Genomic DNA, 17,805 nt, shown 5'->3' with positions numbered 1-17,805 from the left:
CTAATTGTCATCTGCTAATGATGACTATTCCTGTTTTAAAACACCAAAGTGCTAGATAACTTCATCTAACACTCTGCTATTTAATTTTATACTGCGCGTGAAATCAACATCGACTTAATATGGCCGATAGCTTTCGTTGGGTTTAATCCTTTTGGACAAACATCAACACAGTTCATAATACCATGACAACGGAATACGCTGTAGGCATCTTGCAAACCATCTAAACGTTCTTCGGTTGCAGTATCACGGCTATCAATTAAGAAGCGATAAGCATGCAACAAACCTGCTGGTCCAATAAACTTATCTGGGTTCCACCAGAAAGACGGACAAGAAGTTGAACAACAAGCACATAAAATACACTCATATAAACCATCAAGCTTTTCGCGCTCTTCAATCGATTGAAGATGCTCACGTGCAGGAGGGTTTTTACCATCATTAATTAAGAACGGCTTGATTTTTTCATATTGATTATAGAACTGTGTCATATCAATAACTAAATCACGTACTACCGGTAAACCAGGTAAAGGGCGTAACACTATTTTCTTTGCTGGAACAGCCGATAATGGTGTAATACAAGCTAAACCATTTTTACCGTTAATATTCATACCGTCAGAGCCACATACTCCCTCACGACATGAACGACGGAAAGAGATAGTCGTATCTTGCTCTTTTAATAAAATAAGTGCATCAAGTACCATCATATCTGAGCCTTCTGGAATATCCAGCTCATAATCTTTCATGTAAGGTGCATTATCAACATCAGGGTTGTAACGATAAATCGAAAAAATTTGTTTCATTGCAATGCTCCTTAATATACACGAGCTTTCGGTGGGAAAGCTTCACGATGAATAGGTTTCATATTTACAGAACGTTTTGTCATCTCTTCTGTTTCTGGCGTGTAGATAGAGTGGCATAACCAGTTCTCATCATCACGTTCAGTGAAATCTTGACGGGCATGTGCACCACGAGATTCAGTACGGAAGTTAGCTGCTTTAGCTGTACAAAAAGCCGTTTCCATCAAGTTGTCTAATTCTAAACACTCAATACGTTGCGTGTTAAATTCTGTAGACTTATCATCGAGGCTTGCATGTTGAAGACGTTCACGGATTTCAGTCAACTCTTGCATGCCTTCGGCCATAGCCTCACCTTCACGGAATACCGAGAAGTTAAATTGCATACATTTTTGCAAGTCTTTACGTATTTTAGTTGGACTTTCTCCACCTTTTACAGATGACTCCCAACGATTAGTACGTGCTAATGAAGCTTCTAAGTCAGACTCAGAGGCATCTTTTCCGCTTTGCGTATCATTTAGGTAAGTGCCTAAGAAATTACCTGCTGCACGACCAAAGACCACTAAATCAAGAAGAGAATTACCACCTAAACGGTTTGCACCATGAACAGATACACAAGCAATTTCACCAACGGCAAATAACCCTTCAACGATAGTTTCTTTACCCGTTTCTGGGTTAAAGTTAATCGCTTGGCCATTCACGTTACAAGGAACACCACCCATCTGATAATGACAAGTTGGTATAACTGGAATAGGTTCTACTGCTGGATCTACGTGAGCAAATGTTTTCGATAAATCACAAACACCTGGTAAACGTTTTTCAAGCGTTTCACGGCCTAAATGATCAAGTTTAAGTTTAAGATGCGGACCCATAGGACCGTCAAAACCACGACCTTCACGGATCTCTGTCATCATAGAACGAGCAACTACGTCACGACCTGCTAAATCTTTAGCATTTGGTGCATAACGTTCCATGAAACGCTCGCCATCTTTGTTAAGCAGGTAACCACCTTCTCCACGACAACCTTCAGTAACAAGCGTACCTGCACCGGCGATTCCTGTTGGATGAAACTGCCACATTTCCATGTCTTGCATCTGTATGCCAGCACGAACTGCCATACCAACGCCGTCACCAGTATTGATGTGAGCATTAGTTGTTGATGCATAGATACGACCAGCACCACCGGTAGCTAATACCGTAGCACGGGCTTTGAAGTAAACAATCTCGCCTGTTTCGATACAAATAGCGGTTGTGCCAACAATAGCACCGTCACTATTTTTAACTAAATCTAGTGCATACCATTCAGAGTAGACATTAGTTTTATTTTTAACGTTTTGTTGGTACAAGCAATGTAATAAAGCATGGCCAGTACGATCGGCTGCGGCTGCTGTACGTGCAGCTTGTTCGCCACCAAAGTTTTTAGATTGGCCACCGAAAGGACGTTGATAAATCTTACCTTCTTCAGTACGAGAAAAGGGTAGACCCATTTTCTCTAACTCAATAATAGATTCAGGACCTGTTTTACACATGTATTCGATTGCGTCTTGATCTCCGATATAATCAGAACCCTTAACGGTATCGTACATATGTTGTTCCCAATGATCTTCATGCGCATTACCTAGCGCAACAGTGATACCACCTTGAGCAGATACTGTATGAGAACGAGTAGGAAAAACTTTAGAAATCAAGGCACAAGATTTACCTGATTCAGAAATAGCTAATGCAGCGCGCATACCTGCACCACCGGCGCCAATAACTATAGCGTCAAATTCACGAATTGGAACGCCCACTTATACACCCCACACAATTAAAAAGCCTGCCGCAAGGTAAGCTAATAAAGTAACAGAAAAGAAAAATTGTAATGACCCACGCAAAAAAGCTGGTTTAATATAATCAGACAATACTTGCCAAATACCAATCCACGCATGAATAACAACTGACAAAACAGCAAGTAATGTTGCTATTTTTACTGACATCAAGCCAAAAAAGCTATGCCAATCGTCATAAGTTACATCTGGAGTAACTACAAAAAAGCCAGCGATCAATAACGTATATAACGTTAAAATAATAGCGCTTGCTCTTATAAGAATAAAATCATGTACGCCATTTCGGCCTACAGTAGCAATGTTGTTTACCATAACCAAACTCCTACTACGACGGTAAGTATAAACCAAAGTGCCATAGCAAATTTAGCACTGGTGTTACCTGAAGCTAATTCTTCAAAATGGCCTAAGTCCATAAATAAGTGACGAACACCCATTAATATATGGAACGTTAGAGCAGAGATTATGCCAAACATAATGAATTTAAATATGAAACCATCCAGACATGCTTGAACTTGAGCAAATCCTTCAGCGGAAGATAGAGATAACGAAAGTGCCCACAATAATATACCAATAGCAAATACCATAATGACACCAGAAACACGGTGCAATATCGAGGCGTTTGCCGAAGGGTGCATTTTAATTGTAGTCAGATCTAGGTTTACAGGACGTTGTTTTTTCACAATTTCGCCTAAAGAGTTCTTTGAGCCTTCAACTTGTTTTTTTATTGCTCAATGAAATAAGTAAACAAGTTTACAATCAATTGAGCAATCCCCTAGCGATCTTAGTTAATATTTGTCTATTAATGAAATAATCTACAAATACAAAAATTAGATCAGCTTGATTATATAGCTGAACATTTTTAATTACAATTTTCTTACGCGAGAATTTCACCTTTATTTCAAAGGTATCAGACTATTATTTAACCTATTTTAGCAATTCTTTAACTTTAGTCTAAGGTAGAAACAATTGGTTTGACTTTAAGGGGGTATAATGAAGTAGAATACGGTCAGTTTTATATTCATAAAAACTGACTAACTTTTCAAAAGTAAGTTCAGCAAGCGAATTAAATAATTTATAGGGGATTAAACATATGGCTGAATCTAAAGCCACTCTCAGTATTGATGGTAACGTAGTTGCAGATTTACCAATACTTTCAGGTAGCGCCGGTAACGACGTAATAGACATCAGAACTTTGGGTAATTATGGTTATTTCACTTATGACCCGGGTTTCTTAGCAACCGCTTCATGTGAATCAGCTATTACTTATATCGATGGTGGTAAGGGTATTTTACAACATCGTGGTTATCCAATTGACAGTTTAGCTAAACAAGCTAACTATCTAGAAGTTTGTTATATTTTGTTAAATGGTGATGCACCAACATCAACTCAATATGATGAATTTGTTGATATTATTACCAACCATACTATGGTTCACGAGAAACTGGCTCATTTTTTCCAAGGTTTCTTGCCTGACGCACACCCAATGGCAATGCTTTGTGGTGTTGTTGGTGCTATGTCTTCATTTTATCATAGTGATTTAGACATTGAAGATCCTGTGCAACGTATGCGCAGTGCGCATCGCTTAATTGCTAAAATGCCAACTATTTCAGCAATGGCTTACAAATACAGTATTGGCCAACCATTCGTTTATCCACGTAATGAATTAAGCTATGCAGAAAACTTCTTACATATGATGTTCTCTGTACCAGCAGAAGAGTATGTTGTTAGCCCTACTGTTGCCCGTGCCATGGATAGAATATTTACATTGCATGCAGATCACGAGCAAAACGCTTCAACTTCAACAGTTCGTTTAGCTGGATCTTCTGGTGCTAACCCTTATGCATGTATCGCTGCAGGCGTAGCATCTTTGTGGGGCCCTGCACATGGCGGCGCTAACGAAGCCTGCTTAAAAATGCTTGAGCAAATTGGTACATTAGAGCGTGTTGACGAATTTGTTGCTCGTGCTAAAGATAAGAGTGATTCATTTCGCTTAATGGGTTTCGGACATCGTGTTTACAAAAACTTTGATCCACGCGCAACAGTAATGCGTGAAACATGTCATGAAGTATTGAAAGAGTTAGGCATAAAAGATCCTCTTTTAGACGTGGCAATGGCTCTTGAAAAAGTGGCCCTTGAAGACCCATACTTTATTGAGAAAAAACTTTACCCGAATGTAGATTTTTATTCAGGTATCATCTTGAAAGCTATCGGTATTCCTACCAACATGTTCACAGTAGTATTTGCTATGTCTCGTACCGTGGGTTGGATTTCTCACTGGGATGAAATGTTAGGTCAAGCGGGTCAAAAAATTGGTCGTCCTCGTCAAAACTATATTGGTGAAATTGACCGTGAATTTATCCCATTAAATAAAAGATAATTATTTATTTTATAAATCACTCTTTGAAAGGTAGCTCACGCTACCTTTTTTATTCCTTCAATTTTAGTCGCATCATAAAAACAATTAATAACCCTTTTTTCTTTGATTATCAGGAAATTTCTTTTGCCTCGCCTTAGTAATAATTTTCTCTTTACTGCAATAAAAACAGCTTTATCTTGATAAAAACATAAAACAGCCCAATAAATAATCATTATAACAATAAAGAATACTAGCTATACACATAAAAAATAGTATTAATAAACAGTAAATTAAAAAAACACAGACCGATAGTTCAGCTTAATTCCGGGCCAAATCTATACCGATAATAGCTAAAAATTACTACAATAATTGTTTAAAATACTGATGATTTATTAATTATAAGTAAAATAATTAATACCTTGCCACTGCATATTTATTTTTCCAACACTATACCCAGCTAAATCGACTGTAATTGTCACCTTACACTCTCACAATCATTGATTGATTTATTAATAAATCAACCAAACCATTACAATTCTGCTGCCTCAACACTTTAAATTAAGGTGCAGCCAGCGGATAAAGTCGTCATTGTTAAGGGTAAAAATAGCGAGATAAAGAAAAAAGTTAATTGCTTACGGGATTTGCTGTATTCAGTGTTAATTCACCCTTATAATGTTAAAAATTTTATGAGTTAATGATTACGGTATGTCTGAATATCAAATGAGATTTGGTGGAATTGCGCGTCTTTACGGCGCTGCAGGTGCTGCTTTATTAGAAAAAGCGCACTTCTGTGTGATAGGCATCGGTGGTGTTGGTTCTTGGGCTGCTGAATCTTTAGCAAGAACAGGGATTGGTTCGATAACATTAATTGATTTAGATGATATCTGCACAACCAATATCAATAGACAAATTCACGCACTTACTGAAACGATTGGAGAAAGTAAGGTCGATGTGATGGCTGAACGTATTAAGCAAATTAATCCAAGCTGTCAGGTGAATGTCATTGAAGATTTTGTCACTTTTGATAATTTGCGTGAACTATTAAGTAACGATTTTGATTATGTCATCGATGCTATTGACTCAGTGAAAATAAAAACGGCTATTATTGCTCATTGTAAACGTAATAAAATACCGGTAATTACTATTGGTGGCGCAGGAGGGCAAACAGATCCAAGTAAGATTCAACTTTGTGACTTGAGCCAAACTTATCAAGATCCATTGCTTGCTAAGGTAAAAAATCAACTGCGCCGTGAATTTAACTTCCCGAAAGCCGATGCAAAAACAAGCAATAAGCGAAAGTTTTCAATTGATGCCGTTTTTTCTACTGAACAACTGGTTTATCCTGATGAAAATGGCAATGTTTGTCACGCAAAGCAAACTCAAAATGGTACGGTACGGTTAGATTGCAGCTCAGGTTTTGGCGCGGTTACTCACGTTACAGCCACATTTGCTTTCTTTGCTACCAGCCGTGCAATTAAGAAATATTTAGCTAAGCATCAGCTTTGATGTTGCCTTGCCATCATTTTAATTTTTTCAACGATGGCTTTAACACCATTACTACGTGATGGGCTCAAGTGCTGTAACAAACCCAACTTTGAAAAATAAGATTGGTCGTCAAACGCTAATATCTGTGCCGATGAAAGCTGCTGAAAAGCAGCTAATATAATCACCATTAAACCTCGAATAACTTTAGCGTCACTGTCGCAACTAAAAATAAACTCATCTTGAGTATTTTTAGTTGCCATTAACCAGGCATGACTTTCGCATCCTACAATCAAGTTAGTGTTGTTACGGAAGCTTTTATCCATTCTGACTAATGACTTACCCAACATCATTATTTCTCGATGACGAGAATCCCAACCTTTTAATAAACTAAATCTTACTATCATAGCTGAGTGATTAGTTGAATTGACCGGCTGTGCTAAGTGATATGGTTCAATAATAATTTTATCAACATTGTCATCCGTGCCTTGGATCAGTAAATTTAGTTTCTCAATAAAAAAATCAATTTCTGCATAAGTATTATAAGCCGCTAATGAAACTCTAATACAGCCACTTAATTTTAAATAGTCCATTAAAGGCATCGCACAATGATGTCCACTTCTGATGGCAATACCATATGCATCTAGGCCGCTAGCAATATCGTAATTATGTGCACCAAAGACGGTGAATGAAACTACGCTAATATCAGGTTTGTCCTCAACAACAAATTTAACCGCTTTAATTTGTGATAATTTTTCATAACAGTAGGATGTCAGTAAGCTTTCATATTTTGCTAACTGAGCTACTCCAAATGAATTAATGAATTCAATACTGGCAGAGAAAGCAATAACACCAGCATAGTTCGGTGTCCCAGCTTCAAATTTAAAGGGGAGTTGATTAAATGATGTTCCTTGAAAACTAACTTTTTTTATCATTTCCCCACCCCCCTGATAAGGAGGCATAGCCGTTAATAAGTCACGTCGACCGTATAAAACACCAACGCCCGTGGGTCCAAACATTTTGTGTGCTGAAAAAACGTAGAAGTCACAGTCTAGAGTTTGCATATTTAGTGCTAAGTGGGCACAAGCTTGAGCACCGTCAATAACCGTTATGGCTTTAAATTTTTTAGCTAAAGTGATTATTTTTTTAACGGGATTAACTTTACCAATCACGTTAGAAATATGCGTAAAACTAACCACCTTAGTTTTTTCATTAAAATAATCTACTAAGCTATTTTCATCGATACGACCGCTCGCATCTAAAGGTAAAACTTTAATAATAGCGCCAGTTTTTTCGGCAATCATTTGCCAAGGCACGATGTTAGCGTGGTGTTCAGCATGGCTTAATAATATTTCATCGCCCGCTTGTAAGTTTTTCTGCCCCCAACTCTGAGCAATTAAATTAATTCCTCCCGTTGTACCTGGAGTCCAAATGATTTCTTCTAAGTATTTGGCTTGAATAAAGTGTTGCACCTTAGCTCTAGCTTGCTCAAAAGCCAAAGTAGCTTTAGCACTCAGAGCATGTGAGGCGCGATGAACATTAGCATTATATTGCTGATACACCTCAGCTTCGGTATCGATAACCACATTAGGCTTTTGAGTGGTAGCGCCATTATCAAAATAAACTAAGGGCAAGTCGTTGACGGTATTACTGAGCAAAGGAAAATGCTGGCGAAATGTGCTGACATCGAATTTATTCATAAGAGATTGCATGCAAAGATAATATTACTGACATAATTATACCTGATAATACTATAAAAATTGATCATTTAAACAATCAAGAGTCTCACTAGTTTATTTAGACAATAGTCCAAAATAATAGGTTAATTTATCTGTTTTAAACTAGAGTTAAACAGTAAAGAAAATAAAGGGTGAAAAGTATGAAGTTATTTTCATGGTTCATTAAAGCAAATAAGCATCCAAAGCCTGCACAAGAAGGTTTACCAACAGCTGTATCAAATGACATCGCAGATGAAGGAATAAATGCACTTAATCGCAATACTATGTGGCCGATAGCAAAAGTTAAAAACGCGACTGTGATTATTAAGAAGGCAAATAAGAAAATGAATACGTCTCAAAGTACCCATAAATACGAGACGACTAAAGCGAGTAAGCCAATTATTGGCCCTATTCCTTTAGGTTAGGCAGAGCTCTTCTCAACTAATCTGGCTGATAGAAATAGCGCGAAAGCGTTATTTTTTTGCTTCTATTGCTAAACTAACATTATGTAAATAGTGTGGCATTAAGAACTTTTCGGGGTTGTCGGCTAGCAATTGTAAGTATAAAGCTGGAAAGCCTGTTTGATAATAACGCATCCTAGTTCTTTGCTTTAAAGGTTTTATTGCAACAAAGTCTTTTTCATTACAGCTTTCAGCAATAAAAGCACCCACGCTATCACCTTCTTTAGAAACAGTCCCTAATTTCCAACCTTGCGCAGTATGAGTCACTAACGATGTTTTCCTTGAAATATATTTAGCCCAAGGTAATTCACTGAGAATTATCGCACGGACTTTCTCACGAGAGCCTTGATAAAAACGGGGCAAAATTGCAACATTATGGGAGAACATCGCATTTTGCACAGCCAAGCAACGAGAATGATTTTTAGGTAGCGCGTACTCATCAATAAAGCCAAGTAGATGAGCCAGCTCATGGTAAAAGACTTCTGCATTATCATGACGATCAATATATAAAATACCCGCGTTTACGTTAGCACCGCCTTTTTCAACAAGCACCGCAATGAACCTGTCTACTGACACTCGCTTATTATTTGGCCAGATAGATTCGTCACATCGAATCGCTTCATTAGTACTTTGGTGACAAGCGAGTGTTATTTTACTGATGTATTGTACCGGTGAAAAACAAAGGTAAGGTTGTAATGTTGCTAACGTCGAGGATGATATCAGTTCTTCAAAATATGCTAAGTCGCGTAGATTCGTTGCATAGGGCGCAATGCTCGCTAGACAATTTGCTTGTGACGGTATATTTGGAGTATTTAAGACATTGTAATGCAATAGCTTTTTCGAAAAAGACTCAAGTTCTTCAGATGGTTTGTCTGCGTTTATCGTCTCAAGTTGCTTAATATATCGGTCTATTTCTGGTTTCTGTCCTATTGAAATTGAAATCTCAAGTAAAAGCGTTAGGGCAGATCCATTAGATGATATTGGTAATAATAATTTTTTAGCCACAAGTAGTTTGTTATGGGAAAAATAAATTTTCGCTAAGTCTATTCTTGCTTGCTGATGACCTAATCGAATGGCTTGTGCAAGCCATAGCTCGATATTTTTATTATTGTCGCCTTGCTTATTTTTATAATATTGGGCTAATTTAAATGCCACCTCTCCATCACTTTTAGCCAGTGATTTAGCAATATTTTGCCATCTTGGGTCGTTATCAACATAAGTATTTAAATGCTTATACAAAAGAGTGTTTAAGCCAAGCTTTTCTATAACGGTTAATTGTGAGTGGTTAGCGTAACCATTTTCTACGGCTTTAATTAATGAGTTTACCGATACAAAAGAGCTTATTGATATAACAGTCAATAAGCTGATGATGGTTAAGCTGACTTTATATTTCATTTGCAGGTATAAATAACATCCATCAACACATTAAGACGACTTAGCGGCTTTAACAATTTCTTGTCGCATTAAGTCTAACTCAAGTTTGGCGTATCTGTGTTCAACAAACTCATAGACGTTAGTACTTAAGGCTAATTTAAAAAAGTTTGCTGCAAGTTCATTATTGTCTTTGAGTTGATAGTATTTACCTAAGTAGAAATATGCCTCGCACAGACGTTCACTTAAAGCCTTATTAGAATTTACGCCTATTGATAATTGACTGATAAATTCTTGCTCGGTTATCTCACCTAGATAAAGTTGAATAATATTTTTAGCCCAAACACTCTCTTCAACTTGCTCTGCCGCGACCTTTAATGATGTTTTCGCATTAAGGTTATTTGCCGCTGACTCGGCTAAATACATCCATAAAATACGGTAAGGGTCATTACTTTTTCGTTGCTGAAAAGTACTAAAATCATCAATAGATAGTTCAGCACGACCCCCATAATATAAAGCAATCCCTCTATTTAAATAGGCATATTCATGTTCAGGCGCTAAATCTATTGCCGAATCAAAAGCCTCGTAAGCTTGGTTGAACTCTTGCAATTGGGTGAAATGGATCCCTAAAAAATTATAGGCATCAACAAAGTCTGGCTTTAAACGCAAAGCTCGATTGAAATCAAGACGGGCTAATGAACGTAAACCAACACTGTCGTAAACAACACCGCGGTCATAATAAAGTTCAGCTCGTTGGGCATCGGTTATTTCAGCTCTTTGAATAACATCAGTTAGACGCGCTATCGCTATTTCACTTTTATAATTTATGGCTAATGGTTCGACAATGATAAGTTGATTCATGGCGAGCGAATCGTCATTTTCTGGGCTGCTTGCACAACCTTGTAAAGATGAGATGACGATGACAAGCGCTACTTTAAAGAATTTATTCACAGAAATAATGTACCTAATGAAATTTTGTATTGACTCATTTTAGTATATAAAAAAGGGAGCCATCAGGCTCCCTTTTTATCTAACTTTTTAAGTAAGCTATTCAGCAGCGTCAGCTACTGGTGCTTCCTTTTTCTCATTAGCTTCTTTAATACTTAAACGTACACGGCCTTGACGGTCGACTTCAAGTACTTTAACCGTAACTTCCTGGCCTTCAGTTAATACGTCACTTACAGCATTAACACGTTCGTCAGAGATTTGAGAGATGTGAACTAAACCATCTTTACCCGGAAGTACGTTAACAAAAGCACCAAAATCAACGATACGTACTACTTTACCTTGGTAAATTGTACCTACTTCAATTTCAGCCGTTAATGCTTTAATACGATTAATCGCATCTTCAGCTTGCTCACCATTAGTTGCAGCAATTTTAACAGTACCATCGTCATCAATCTCGATAGTTGTACCTGTTTCTTCTGTAAGCATGCGGATAGTAGCACCACCTTTACCAATGATGTCACGAATTTTATCTTGGCTAACTTTGATGGTATGAATGCGTGGTGCAAACTGTGAAATATCATCACGGTGACCAGAGATAGCTTCATCCATTACAGATAGGATATGAGTACGTGCAGCTTTTGCTTGGTTTAAAGCAAGTTGCATGATTTCTTTAGTGATGCCTTCAATTTTAATGTCCATTTGAAGTGCAGTAATACCACCAGTAGTACCCGCTACTTTAAAGTCCATGTCACCTAAGTGATCTTCATCACCTAAAATGTCTGAAAGAACAACAAAGTCGTCGCCTTCTTTAACTAAGCCCATTGCAATACCAGCAACAGAAGCTTTAATTGGTACACCAGCATCCATTAATGCTAATGAAGCACCACAAACAGAAGCCATTGAAGATGAACCATTTGATTCTGTAATTTCAGAAACAATACGCACAGCATATGGGAATTCTTCAAGTGAAGGCATAACCGCTAACATACCGCGTTTTGCTAAACGGCCATGGCCGATTTCACGACGCTTTGGAGAACCAACAAAACCTGTTTCACCAACACAGTATGGAGGAAAGTTATAATGAAGCATAAATGCGTCAGTCTTCTCACCCATAATAGTATCAAGACGCTGTGCATCACGTTGTGTACCTAAAGTAGCCGTAACTAACGCTTGTGTTTCACCACGAGTAAATACCGCAGAACCATGAGTTCTCGGTAATACGCCTGTCATAACGTCTAGGGCACGGATCATTTCAGGATCACGACCATCGATGCGAGGCATGCCTTTAGTGATGCGACCACGAACAACGGTTTTTTCTAAGTCATGGAATAAATCTTTCGCTTCTTGAACGTTAAGATCTGCATCGCTTGCTAATAATGTTTCAACAACACCATCGCGGATTTCTTTGATTTTTTCGTAACGAACAGCTTTTTCAGTGATTTGGTAAGCTTCGTTAACTTGTGCTTCACTCAATTCTGCAATTTTAGCAATAAGGTCAGCATTCTTAACTGGTGCAACCCAATCCCACTTAGGATTGTTAACTTCAGCAGCCATTTCTTTAATTGCTGTGATAGCCGTTTGCATTTGCTCATGGCCATACATAACAGCGCCAAGCATAACTTCTTCAGATAAAATATCAGCTTCAGACTCAACCATTAGTACTGCAGAATCAGTACCTGAAACAACTAAGTTTAACTTAGACGTTTCTAATTCAGATTGTAATGGGTTAAGAATGTATTTGCCGTCAGTATAACCAACACGTGCTGCGCCAACAGGACCACTAAATGGCATACCTGAAATAGCTAAAGCTGCAGACGTACCTAATAAAGAAATGATGTCAGGGGCAATTTCTGGGTTAGCAGAAACAACCGTAATAACAACTTGAACTTCGTTAGTAAAGCCATCTGGGAAAAGTGGACGAATTGGACGGTCAATTAAACGACAGATTAATGTTTCTTCTTCAGAAGGACGGCCTTCACGTTTAAAGAAACCACCTGGGATTTTACCCGCTGCGTATGTACGCTCTTGGTAGTTAACTGTTAATGGAAAAAAATCTTGTCCTGGTTTTGCTTCTTTCTTACCAACAACAGACACTAATACACACGTATCGTCCATGCTTGCCATAACAGCACAAGTTGCTTGACGTGCGATAGCACCAGTTTCTAAAGTAACGGTATGTTGACCGAATTCAAATGTTTTTGTCACTGTATTGAACATAAATGTTCCTTTTTAGCTAAATATAAATTTTCTTGATTAACCAATCTGTACAATTATTTATTCACTTAGAGCAAAATTTTAACCGCTTAAGTTGAACAAAAAATTATACAGTTTGGATTGATTAGTTTTGCAAAAGCTTAAATTTTCTAAAAATTTGCAGGCACATTATACTATCAAACGCGCTATTTACTAGCCAGAAAGGGGAATTGTTATTAAGAAAAGACAAAAAAGCGTACTTTGACTAAGTTTGGGCAAGTTACCCGGTAAATTAGCAATAAAAAAAGGAGCTATAAAGCTCCTTTTTTTGATATTACCTTTAAGAAAAAAGGTAACAAATAAGTCACATCTTAACGACGTAGACCTAATTTAGCGATTACCGTTGTGTAACGCTCAACGTTTTTGCCTTTTAAGTAATCAAGTAACTTACGACGTTGTGCAACCATGCGCAATAAACCACGACGTGAGTGATGATCATGGATGTGCTCTTTGAAGTGACCTTGTAGGTGGTTGATTTGTGTAGTTAACAAAGCAACTTGTACTTCAGGTGAACCAGTATCACCTTCTTTTTGAGCATATTCTGCAACGATTGCAGCTTTTTCTGTAGCATTTAAAGACATAATAAATCCTTAGTGTGATGTACTCGAAAGTACTTAAAATTCGCACCTCGCCAAACACTAATTCAGCTAAGGTGACAAAAGAGCGCGCATTGTATCAGCGACAGACGAAATTGCAACTGATATTTGTGTCACACCATTAATAACTTGTCGTTAGACTATATAACATTTAACCATGAGTAAACGCTGTTTTATTTTACTGATATAGGCGATAACCAGCCAAGATCCTAAAATGTTAAATAATTTATTACAGCGTTTTCAAAAATTCGTCTAAAACAACAATGCGTTTTGGTGCAATTAAACCGTTGTCGTCTATGTGACCAACACCAATGAACTCTCCATCATTGATATTGTCTCCAACAAAAACCTGCACTAAACCTTCAGCTGGAACATTAGCTGCTTGTACTGGATTACCGTGGCGTAAAAAGTTAGCAGACATATCATCTATAAAAACCTCAGGGATACCATCACAGGCCGTCGTCATCGGTAACAATAAAGGGTCAAGTAAAGTAGAAGGCGCTAACTCTTGCTCTTCTGCTTGTGCCACTAATGCTTGTAATTGTTCCAGTGTTACCATTTTATCTGTAGGATAATTTCCCACGGCACTTCTGCGTAAATTAGCAACATGTGCGCCACAACCAAGCAGTTCGCCTAAATCGTCGATGATAGTACGAATATAGGTGCCTTTAGATACATGAATATGTAAATCTACTTCATCACCTTCAAAGCGTAATAAGTCTAAACGAAAAACCGTAATATCTCGTGACTCACGAGGGACCTCAACACCTTCTCGCGCATATTTATATAAAGGCTGGCCTTTATATTTTAACGCTGAGTACATGGAAGGAATTTGTTGTGTGGTACCGCGAAAAGACTCAAGTGCTATTGCTAATTGCTCACTTGATACATCAACCAGCTTTTCCGCAACAACTTCGCCGTCAGCGTCACTGGTTGTAGTGCGCACACCCAATTTTGCTGTTACTTGATAGGTTTTATCAGTATCAAGTAAAAATTGAGAAAACTTAGTTGCTTCACCTAAACAAATCGGCAACATACCGGTAGCAAGTGGATCTAATGCCCCAGTATGCCCGGCTTTCTGTGCAAAGAAGATACGCTTAACTTTTTGTAAAGCACTGTTCGATGACATGTCATAGGGTTTATCAAGTAGGATCACCCCATTAATTGGGCGACCTTTTCTGCGTTTAGCCATCTAGCTGTACCCTATGAATTTTCTTCGTTGTTGAGATCAGTTGCTTCTTTAGAGGCGGTAGCATCTCGCTCTGAGCTTTCAGCAATATGCTTATCGCTAGCCACAGCTTCATCAACCAATGAACTCATTCGAACACCTTCAGCCATAGAGCTGTCATAAACAAAACGTAAATGCGGCATAATACGAGCACGTAATTTCTTCGCTAATAACGAACGAATAAAACCAGCAGCTTCATTTAACACTTCAATGGAGCTTTTTATTTCTGAGGCTTCATTGGTAAAAAAAGTCACGAATATTTTTGCGTAAGCTAAATCACGTGTCAACTCGACAGCAGAAACTGTTGTCATGACTAAGCGTGGATCTTTAACTTCGCGCATCAAAATAGTCGCGATTTCTTTTTGTATTTCTTGTCCGACACGGTCGGTACGGGCAAATTCTCTTGCCATAGGAAATTCTCCTAATAAAATTATCGAGGACTTTTACCTGATAACTTTTAATATATAAACAAAAATGGAGGCAAAGCCCCCATTTAGTATTTGTACAACAGTAAGTGAGCTATCTCATTACATTGAAGCCGATTAACCAACAAAAGCAGTCAATCAATCAGCAATAATCTAAAGTTATAGCGTACGCTTAATTTCTATTGTTTCGAATACTTCAATTTGGTCACCAACGCGAACATCATTGTAGTTCTTAACACCGATACCACATTCAGTACCGTTACGAACTTCTGCAACATCGTCTTTGAAACGACGAAGTGATTCAAGTTCACCTTCGTATATAACAACCAAGTCACGTAATACGCGAATTGGAGCACTACGTTTAATGATACCTTCAGTAACCATACAACCAGCGATTGCGCCGATTTTAGGCGACTTAAACACGTCACGAACTTGTGCAAGACCAATAATTTCTTGCTTGAACTCTGGCGCTAACATGCCGCTCATGGCTTGTTTAACTTCATCAATTAATGCGTAAATAACACTATAGTAGCGTAAATCAATGTTTTCAGATTCAATCACTTTACGCGCAGATGCATCAGCACGAACATTAAAACCAACCACGATGGCATTTGAAGCCGCCGCTAATGTCGCATCAGTTTCAGTAATAGCACCAACACCTGAACCTATGATTCTAACTTTAACTTCATCAGTAGATAACTTAAGTAATGAGTCACTAATAGCTTCAAGTGAACCTTGAACATCCGACTTAATTACAACGTTTACTTCAGAAATTTCGCCTTCAGCCATACTTGCAAACATATTTTCAAGTTTAGCTTTTTGTTGACGAGCAAGTTTCACATCACGGAATTTACCTTGACGGAATAAAGCAACTTCACGTGCTTTTTTCTCATCTTTAACAACAGTCGCTTCATCACCAGATTGTGGAACACCACTTAAACCAATAATTTCAACTGGGATAGATGGACCTGCTGATTGAATATCTTTACCATTTTCATCGCGCATTGCACGAACACGGCCATATTCTAAACCACAAAGAACAATATCACCTTGCTTTAAAGTACCTTCTTGAACCAGGATAGTTGCTACTGGGCCGCGGCCTTTATCTAATTTAGATTCAATAACTACACCACTTGCCATTTTATCGACAACAGCAGTTAGCTCTAAAACTTCAGACTGTAGCAATATTGAATCAAGTAAGTCATCAATACCTAAACCTGTTTTAGCTGAGACATGACAAAATTGAACTTCACCGCCCCACTCTTCAGATAAAACACCGTGTTGAGATAATTCACTCTTAACACGTTCGATATCAACACCTTCTTTATCCATCTTGTTTACAGCGATGATAATAGGTGCATCAGATGCTTTAGCATGTTGAATTGCTTCAACAGTCTGTGGCATAACACCATCATCTGCAGCAACAACAATGATAACGATATCGGTTGCTTTAGCACCACGAGAACGCATAGAAGTAAAGGCAGCATGACCTGGAGTATCTAAGAAAGTGATCATACCATGACCAGTTTCTACGTGATAAGCACCAATATGCTGAGTAATACCACCGGCTTCACCGTCTGCTACTTTCGCTTTACGAATGTAATCAAGTAATGATGTTTTACCGTGATCAACGTGACCCATAATAGTAACAACAGGTGCACGAGTAATCTCGATACCCGTATGATGACGGTCAGCAAGTACAGCTTCTTCCAAGGCATTTTCTTTAACAAGTACAACTTCAAAACCCATATCTTCAGCAACAAGTGCGGCTGTTTCTTGGTCAATAACTTGGTTAATGGTTGCCATTGCGCCTAGTTTGAACATAGCTTTAACAACTTCTGCGCCTTTCTTAGCCATTTTATTGGCAAGTTCAGCAACCGAAATAGTTTCGCCAATGCGAATATCTTGTACTTTTGTTTCTACTGGTTTAGTAAAACCATGTTTTAAGCTGTCAGGTGAAGATAAAGTTTTACCTTTACCGCGACCATTGTTGCGGCCACGAGCATTACGGTCTGCAGGTGCTTTTTTCTTCTTACGACGACGGCCACTTTCATCAGCAGAGTCACTTTTATCTTCAGCTTCTTGAGCATATTTAGAAGAAGTTAAATGAACAACCTCTTTCTCTTTAGCTTTACGCTCAGCTTCTTGTTCTTTCCAGCGCGCTTCATTTTCTTCTGCTAATTTTTTAGCGGCGGCTGTTGCTTCTTTAGCTTCTTCTTCAAGCTTAGCTTTTGTTTCAGCTTCTAGAGCAAGACGAACTTTTTTAGCTTCTTCAGTTTCTGCAATTTTTACTGGTACTTCTTCAGCATTTTTTGCTTTCGCTGCGGCTGCTTGCTTAGCTTTAGCTTCG

The 17,805-nt window shown here is 38.2% G+C and carries 15 protein-coding genes; 3 read left to right on the top strand and 12 right to left on the bottom strand.

Features of this window, described 5'->3' with window-relative positions; genetic code table 11:
* Positions 1-86: 86 nt before the first annotated feature.
* From H4J62_RS07705 to sdhC, 4 genes are read right to left on the bottom strand one after another with little or no spacing between them, the layout of a single operon-like run.
* A complete protein-coding gene (locus tag H4J62_RS07705) occupies positions 87-797 on the bottom strand; it encodes a succinate dehydrogenase iron-sulfur subunit (protein WP_070376197.1) in 711 nt (236 codons plus the stop codon).
* An 11-nt stretch (positions 798-808) separates the two neighbouring features.
* Complete coding sequence (sdhA, locus tag H4J62_RS07700) at positions 809-2,581, bottom strand: succinate dehydrogenase flavoprotein subunit (protein ID WP_070376196.1); 1,773 nt, start codon at positions 2,579-2,581, stop codon at positions 809-811.
* On the bottom strand, positions 2,582-2,929 hold the full coding sequence (gene sdhD / locus H4J62_RS07695) for a succinate dehydrogenase, hydrophobic membrane anchor protein (RefSeq protein ID WP_182215427.1): 348 nt from the start codon (positions 2,927-2,929) through the stop codon (positions 2,582-2,584). It abuts the gene before it with no gap.
* A complete protein-coding gene (gene sdhC, locus H4J62_RS07690) occupies positions 2,923-3,297 on the bottom strand; it encodes a succinate dehydrogenase, cytochrome b556 subunit (protein WP_070376194.1) in 375 nt (124 codons plus the stop codon). Before sdhC ends, sdhD begins: the two co-directional genes overlap by 7 nt.
* Before the next feature lie 410 nt (positions 3,298-3,707).
* On the opposite strand from sdhC, the gene H4J62_RS07685 reads away from it, so the two are divergent.
* Both H4J62_RS07685 and tcdA read left to right on the top strand, forming a co-directional pair.
* On the top strand, positions 3,708-4,994 hold the full coding sequence (locus H4J62_RS07685) for a citrate synthase (protein WP_182215429.1): 1,287 nt from the start codon (positions 3,708-3,710) through the stop codon (positions 4,992-4,994).
* A gap of 684 nt (positions 4,995-5,678) precedes the next feature.
* The gene (tcdA, locus tag H4J62_RS07680; protein WP_182215431.1) at positions 5,679-6,479 is read left to right on the top strand and encodes a tRNA cyclic N6-threonylcarbamoyladenosine(37) synthase TcdA; all 801 of its coding nucleotides are present in this window, start codon (positions 5,679-5,681) and stop codon (positions 6,477-6,479) included.
* On the opposite strand, the gene H4J62_RS07675 is transcribed toward tcdA, so the two are convergent.
* Positions 6,470-8,155, bottom strand: a complete 1,686-nt coding sequence (locus H4J62_RS07675) for a SufS family cysteine desulfurase (protein WP_182215432.1) — start codon at positions 8,153-8,155, stop codon at positions 6,470-6,472. The genes tcdA and H4J62_RS07675 overlap by 10 nt on opposite strands.
* A gap of 179 nt (positions 8,156-8,334) precedes the next feature.
* Here H4J62_RS07675 and H4J62_RS07670 point away from each other — a divergent pair, with 179 nt between their 5' ends.
* Positions 8,335-8,598: a hypothetical protein gene (locus tag H4J62_RS07670; protein WP_182215434.1), complete on the top strand. Its 264-nt coding sequence runs from the start codon at positions 8,335-8,337 to the stop codon at positions 8,596-8,598.
* Positions 8,599-8,646: 48 nt separating this feature from the next.
* Here H4J62_RS07670 and H4J62_RS07665 read toward each other — a convergent pair whose 3' ends face one another.
* From H4J62_RS07665 to infB, 7 genes are all read right to left on the bottom strand, one after another.
* Positions 8,647-10,029 (bottom strand): hypothetical protein, encoded by a 1,383-nt coding sequence (locus tag H4J62_RS07665; protein WP_182215436.1) that lies wholly within the window; start codon positions 10,027-10,029, stop codon positions 8,647-8,649.
* A 30-nt stretch (positions 10,030-10,059) separates the two neighbouring features.
* Positions 10,060-10,956, bottom strand: coding sequence for a lipoprotein NlpI (nlpI, locus tag H4J62_RS07660; protein ID WP_182215438.1), 897 nt, complete (start codon positions 10,954-10,956; stop codon positions 10,060-10,062).
* 96 nt (positions 10,957-11,052) lie between these two features.
* The gene (gene pnp / locus H4J62_RS07655) at positions 11,053-13,170 is read right to left on the bottom strand and encodes a polyribonucleotide nucleotidyltransferase (protein WP_182215440.1); all 2,118 of its coding nucleotides are present in this window, start codon (positions 13,168-13,170) and stop codon (positions 11,053-11,055) included.
* 347 nt (positions 13,171-13,517) lie between these two features.
* Positions 13,518-13,787: a 30S ribosomal protein S15 gene (gene rpsO / locus H4J62_RS07650; protein WP_070376186.1), complete on the bottom strand. Its 270-nt coding sequence runs from the start codon at positions 13,785-13,787 to the stop codon at positions 13,518-13,520.
* 244 nt (positions 13,788-14,031) lie between these two features.
* Complete coding sequence (gene truB / locus H4J62_RS07645; protein ID WP_182215442.1) at positions 14,032-14,994, bottom strand: tRNA pseudouridine(55) synthase TruB; 963 nt, start codon at positions 14,992-14,994, stop codon at positions 14,032-14,034.
* An 11-nt stretch (positions 14,995-15,005) separates the two neighbouring features.
* Entirely contained in the window at positions 15,006-15,440 is a 435-nt protein-coding gene (gene rbfA, locus H4J62_RS07640) for a 30S ribosome-binding factor RbfA (protein WP_182215444.1), read from the bottom strand.
* A 174-nt stretch (positions 15,441-15,614) separates the two neighbouring features.
* On the bottom strand, positions 15,615-17,805 hold a 2,191-nt coding region (gene infB, locus H4J62_RS07635; RefSeq protein WP_182231320.1), incomplete at its 5' end, for a translation initiation factor IF-2.

This window comes from Colwellia sp. BRX8-5 (assembly GCF_014077325.1).
Taxonomy (GTDB): Bacteria; Pseudomonadota; Gammaproteobacteria; order Enterobacterales; family Alteromonadaceae; genus Colwellia_A.
This window is presented reverse-complemented; position numbering and strand designations above follow the sequence as displayed.

Excerpts from the sequence above, each read along its gene's own strand:
- H4J62_RS07705 (WP_070376197.1), bottom strand. The coding sequence starts at position 797 with ATGAAACAAATTTTTTCGATTTATCGTTACAACCCTGATGTTGATAAT.
- sdhD (WP_182215427.1), bottom strand. The coding sequence starts at position 2,929 with ATGGTAAACAACATTGCTACTGTAGGCCGAAATGGCGTACATGATTTT.
- H4J62_RS07685 (WP_182215429.1), top strand. The coding sequence starts at position 3,708 with ATGGCTGAATCTAAAGCCACTCTCAGTATTGATGGTAACGTAGTTGCA.
- tcdA (WP_182215431.1), top strand. The coding sequence starts at position 5,679 with ATGTCTGAATATCAAATGAGATTTGGTGGAATTGCGCGTCTTTACGGC.
- H4J62_RS07675 (WP_182215432.1), bottom strand. The coding sequence starts at position 8,155 with ATGAATAAATTCGATGTCAGCACATTTCGCCAGCATTTTCCTTTGCTC.
- H4J62_RS07670 (WP_182215434.1), top strand. The coding sequence starts at position 8,335 with ATGAAGTTATTTTCATGGTTCATTAAAGCAAATAAGCATCCAAAGCCT.
- H4J62_RS07665 (WP_182215436.1), bottom strand. The coding sequence starts at position 10,029 with ATGAAATATAAAGTCAGCTTAACCATCATCAGCTTATTGACTGTTATA.
- pnp (WP_182215440.1), bottom strand. The coding sequence starts at position 13,170 with ATGTTCAATACAGTGACAAAAACATTTGAATTCGGTCAACATACCGTT.
- rpsO (WP_070376186.1), bottom strand. The coding sequence starts at position 13,787 with ATGTCTTTAAATGCTACAGAAAAAGCTGCAATCGTTGCAGAATATGCT.
- truB (WP_182215442.1), bottom strand. The coding sequence starts at position 14,994 with ATGGCTAAACGCAGAAAAGGTCGCCCAATTAATGGGGTGATCCTACTT.
- rbfA (WP_182215444.1), bottom strand. The coding sequence starts at position 15,440 with ATGGCAAGAGAATTTGCCCGTACCGACCGTGTCGGACAAGAAATACAA.